The organism is Actinomycetota bacterium (assembly GCA_035540895.1).
Lineage (GTDB): Bacteria > Actinomycetota > JAICYB01 > JAICYB01 > JAICYB01 > DATLFR01.
This window is the reverse complement of record DATLFR010000202.1, coordinates 1-3,233: the sequence shown is the minus strand read 5'-3', so window position 1 is coordinate 3,233 and position 3,233 is coordinate 1. Positions and strand designations below refer to the sequence as shown.

Here is a 3,233-nt window from a genome sequence, read left to right as displayed (position 1 = left end):
CCCGCACGCCGGTCACGTCGTCGCCGACCGGCACCCGCAGCTCGTGGCTCTGACCGACGTATCGGCAGTCGACCGACCGCTCGACCGCTGCCGGCTGCGCGCCCTCCGATCTCAGCTGCTCGGCCGCGTCCTCTCCCAATGCCGAGAGAGCCTCGCGGATGTACGTCGGCTGCAGGATGCTCGTGGGCCGCGTCCGAGAGACGTCGGCTCGGCGGGGAGCGACGAGCAGGCCCAGCGCGGCCAGGTTCCCGGGCACGGGCGGGACCACGACCGTGGACATGCCGAGCTCGCGGGCGACGTCCACCGCGTGGGTCGGACCCGCTCCCCCGAACGCGACGAGAGCGAACCGCCGGACGTCTACCCCGCGTTCGACGGAGACCGACCGGATCGCCCGCGCCATCGTCGTCTCGACCACGCGGAGGATGCCGCTCGCCGCCTCCTGCACGTACAGCCCGGCCTCGTCTCCCAGCCGCTCGACCGCCTCGATCGCGGCCTGCTCGTCTAGCTCGAGCTCGCCGCCGGCGAGCGGCCCGGAGACGAGCCCAGCGCAGACGGCCGCGTCGGTGACCGTCGCTCGGGTGCCTCCTCGCCCGTAGCAGGCGGGCCCGGGGTTGGCACCGGCCGACCGGGGTCCGACCCGCAGGGCGCCCCCCTCGTCCAACCACGCGATGCTGCCGCCTCCCGCTCCGACGGACACGATGTCCAGGCACGGGGTCGAGAACGGGAGCCCGTCGAGGGCGCCGCCCGCTCTGACGTCGGGACGCGCTCCGGACACGAGCGAGACATCGGCCGAGGTCCCACCCATGTCCAGGGTGACGATGTCGGTGAACCCGGCCCGGCGCGCGGTCTCGATGGCACCGAGCACCCCGGCGGCCGGTCCGGACAGCAGCGTGTTCACGGGCCGGGCCACGGTCTCGGCCACGCCCCGGACCCCTCCGCCCGACCACATCACGCTCACCGATGCGGCCCCCGCACCCTCGGACACGCGCCCCAGGTAGCTGCCCATCGCGGGCTGCACGAAGGCGTTCAACGCCGTCGTGGACGCGCGCTCGTACTCTCGGAACTCGGGCAGGACATCCACCGAGAGCGACACGGCCACACCCGGCAGCTCGGAGGCGGCGATCGCGGCCACCTCACGCTCGTGCGTAGGGTTGGCATAGGAGTGCAGGAGAACGACGACCAGGGCCTCCACCCGACCGCGCAGCGCGCGCAGGCGCGCCGCCGTCTCCTCGGCGTCGAGAGGGCGGATGATCTCGCCGTGGGGGCCGGTCCGCTCTGGGATGGCCACGCAGAGGTCCAGGTCGACGAGCGGGAGGGCTCGGGCGGCCCGCTGGTCGTACATGGCCGGTCGGTCCTGCCGCGCCAGGTGGAGGATGTGACGGAACCCTTCCGTCGAGCAGAAGCCGAGCCTCGCCCCCCTTCGCTCGATCACCGCGTTCGTGGCGACGGTCGTCCCGTGCCGCACCTCGCCCACGACGCCGGCGCGGTCCAGGGCCGTGATGAACCCGTCCGCAGGGTCCGGCGTCGAGGACACCTTCAGCGTCCGCACCCCGTCGGGGCCGGCGACGACGACGTCCGTGAAGGTCCCGCCGATATCGATGCCGACCGCGCTCAACGCGGGGGGTCCGCCCCGAGCAGCACGCGGCGTGTGATGACGCCGACCGGCGACCCGGTCGCCTCCAGCTCGGCTCCCACGCCGTCGAGGCGACGGACGATCACGAGCAGGAGCGCGGCCCACGCGGCGAACCTGTACGGCGCAGGCTGACCCCGCAGCGAAGCGAGGATCGGGACGACGACGAGAGCCACGGTGTTCGCCGGCGCGTGCAGCCTCACGGCCCGCATGGCGACCACGGAGGCGGCGGCAGCCAGGGTCTCGAAGGGCAGCAGCACGATGCCTGCCCCCGTCGCGGGGGCCACCCCGGCTCTCGGCCTCGGCGCGCCCCGCAGCGGCCAGCAGTGACCGGCTACCGCGCCCACGGCGGCTCCCGCGGCCTCGTAGGGCCCGGCCATCCCGCGCGCCGCCGCGACCACGGCTCCTGCGTAGAGGGCGTAGACCACCGGCCAGGACCATGTCCGCGCCGTCTCGGGCGCGAGACGACGGGCTAGCGCCCATCCGACCGCCGAGGCGGGTGCGTGAAGGGAGACGGAGCCCGCCAGGTAGCCGAGGACGGCCCACAGGAGCACGGTCATGCGCGAACGCTACCGCAGACGGCCGGTGGTGGGGCAGGACGTTACGGCGCGCGGAGGCGCCGGGACGCTACTTCCCGGCGTTGGGGCGCTTGCCGTGGTTCGCCTTGTTGCGGCGGCGCTGCTTGCGCTTACGTCCGTTCTTGGCCATGAGGGGACCATCCTACCCGACCGTGGTAGAACACGCCGTGGACTGGGCCCGGGTAGGAGAGCAGGCCGCGCCGTACGAGTGGGTGGTCGAGCGCGGAAAGGTGTCCGAGTTCGCGCGGGCGTGCCTGTCCGAAGAGGAGGCCTACCTCGGTCCGGACGCCATCGCGCCCCCGACGTTCCCCACCGTCGCCTCCAACCTGTGGGAGCCGCCGGGGAGCCGGGTGGGTCTGGACCGTCCTTTCGACAACCGCCGGGTGCTGCACGGCGGACAGTCCTACACGTACGAGCGTCCCCTGCGGGTCGGCGAGACCCTGACCGGCCGGACCCACCTGGCCGAGGCGTACGAGAAGCAGGGCTCCCGCGGTGGGACGATGCGGTTCGCGGTCTGGGAGACGGGGTTCACGGACGCCTCCGGCGCGCGGGTGGCGACGGCGCGCGGGACCGTCATCGAGACGGCCGCGGCCGCCACCGACGGAGCGGGCCGAGCCGGGGTCCAGCCCGATATCGATCCTCCGGCGCCCGAGGGTCCGCACATGGTCGTCCCGGGGGTGACGAAGCTGTTGTTCGTCCGCTACGCGGGAGCGTCCGGAGACTTCAACCCGATCCACTGGGACGAGGAGTACGCGGCATCGGCCGGCTACCCGTCCGTCTTCGGCATGGGGATGTTCACCGCGGGCGTCCTGGCGAGCTTCCTGGCCCGGTGGCAGGGTGCGCACACCATCCGTTCCTTCGCGGTGCGCTTCGTGGGGCTGCTCTGGCCCGGGGAGAACGTCGTCTGCACGGGGTCGGAGCGGGTGGCCGACGGGCTCGCGCACTGCGAGCTGAAGGTCACGAACGGACGCGGGGAGCCGAAGGTGACCGGCACCGCGACCTGCGTGCGCCCCTAGCGCGTCACC

At 73.6% G+C, this 3,233-nt stretch carries 3 protein-coding genes; 1 reads left to right on the top strand and 2 read right to left on the bottom strand.

Features of this window, described 5'->3' with window-relative positions:
• Positions 1-1,615: hydantoinase/oxoprolinase family protein (locus tag VM840_11415; protein ID HVL82184.1), on the bottom strand; the 1,615-nt coding region annotated here is incomplete at its 3' end.
• Positions 1,612-2,190, bottom strand: a complete 579-nt coding sequence (locus tag VM840_11410) for a hypothetical protein (GenBank protein HVL82183.1) — start codon at positions 2,188-2,190, stop codon at positions 1,612-1,614. The genes VM840_11410 and VM840_11415, both read right to left, overlap by 4 nt.
• Before the next feature lie 146 nt (positions 2,191-2,336).
• Between VM840_11410 and VM840_11405 the strand changes: the two genes are divergently transcribed.
• A complete protein-coding gene (locus VM840_11405) occupies positions 2,337-3,224 on the top strand; it encodes a MaoC family dehydratase N-terminal domain-containing protein (GenBank protein HVL82182.1) in 888 nt (295 codons plus the stop codon).
• Positions 3,225-3,233 lie beyond the last annotated feature (9 nt).

Coding starts and splice junctions, on each gene's coding strand:
- VM840_11410 (HVL82183.1), bottom strand. CDS start 2,190: ATGACCGTGCTCCTGTGGGCCGTCCTCGGCTACCTGGCGGGCTCCGTC.
- VM840_11405 (HVL82182.1), top strand. CDS start 2,337: ATGAGGGGACCATCCTACCCGACCGTGGTAGAACACGCCGTGGACTGG.